This is a genomic window from Candidatus Obscuribacterales bacterium, from assembly GCA_036703605.1.
GTDB lineage: Bacteria > Cyanobacteriota > Cyanobacteriia > RECH01 > RECH01 > RECH01.
Genome location: DATNRH010000980.1, coordinates 1 through 1,352 on the forward strand (window position 1 = coordinate 1; position 1,352 = coordinate 1,352).

The 1,352-nt window shown below is 51.2% G+C and carries 2 protein-coding genes; both read right to left on the reverse strand.

Features of this window, described 5'->3' with window-relative positions:
* A partial coding sequence (locus V6D20_20175; GenBank protein ID HEY9818096.1) for a ubiquitin-like protein occupies positions 1 to 413 on the reverse strand: 413 nt, incomplete at its 3' end.
* A 294-nt stretch (positions 414 to 707) separates the two neighbouring features.
* A partial coding sequence (locus tag V6D20_20180; GenBank protein HEY9818097.1) for a hypothetical protein occupies positions 708 to 1,352 on the reverse strand: 645 nt, incomplete at its 5' end.

Sequence of the window (1,352 nt, forward strand, 5' to 3'; positions counted from 1 at the left end):
ATGCCGTAAGATGTTAGAGTTCGGCGATTTAGGAGGTCTTGCCCGTTCGAGACCAAGCGTTGCCGTTCAGGACGGATTCCCTCAAGGGTTTGTATCCTCTGCTTCACTGTATCGATCGTAGTTGTAGGAGTTAAAGCAGTGAGCTGGACCTCCCTCCCCGAAGGAGTTACAATGGTGATTTGGATCAAATCGTTGTTGTCAGTGATAGACAAAGTTTGGCCGTCACCGATCCCGTAAGAAGTTAGAGTTCGGTCATTCTGGAGGGCTTGCTCATCATAGGACAGGCTTTGCCTTTCAGGAGGGATTCCCTCAAGGGTTTGTATCCTCTGCTTCACCTCATCAATTGTAGTTCTGGGAGAGATATCACGGAGAAGAATGCGCTTCCCTGTCGGGGTCAAGACGTAAATGATCATCCTTGGCAGTTGGCAAGAAGAAGTTTGACACTGAGTCAGCCTTTGCCTAATCAACACCCCTCAAACCTAAAACCAAGGTACGCTAGCTGACAATTTGTGTGTACCCAGGTGAACAGCGCGAGCTCATCGAAAATGGGTACAACCAAAATGCGTAACCCTTTCTGTACCTCGGAAGGATCTCTTCCCCTGAATGTTGGCAGGCGGCAGCCCAGTGGGTCACACAAGCACCAACACAAGAGCGAGAGATCTAAACGGAAGGGAGAACTGTGTTCATCGCAGGACAACAACGTTGGTTTAGCTTGAAGGAGGAAACGCAATAGCGGAATGCCATAGTGGCACTAAACTCCCTACTGTGGCGCTTGGTTTTGAGGTGGCGCTTGGTTTTGAGGTGGCCCTTGGTTTTGAGGTGGCGCTGGGTTTTGGGCCTGGTTCTGCGCTGTAGGTGAGCTTAAAACAGTCCATACCTAAATTCGCTTCAGCCTGTAGGAATACAATGATGTCATCATTATTAAGTTTGATCACATCACGGTCACCCATGCCGTTTTCCGCATCAAGGACAAAGAGGCTCTTGCGCTGGCCTTGATGAAGCGCAGTTACTGCATGGAGGACCTTAGGCCGATGGTGTGAACGGGAGCCAGCGGGTCGCGTGAGGACAGTGAGCGCTCCGTGTGTGTAGAAGCACAAGCGGCCCCCTTGGTAGCCAGCATTGAGACTAATCTGGGTGGTGCTGGTGGCGTAGGAACCATCTGTGTGCCAGGCGATGCAGGTTCGGGTTGGGCCAACTGTCATTCGAAGGGCAAATTTGTGGCCGAAGTGCCCTCCAACCGTTGGGAATTGTTCGTTCGGCCCTAGATACAAATCTGCCAGCCTCTGCTGGACCACTCTAGCTTGCATATTGGCGGGCATTTGGTTGTCCAGAATACTCAGGACTCTAATAAG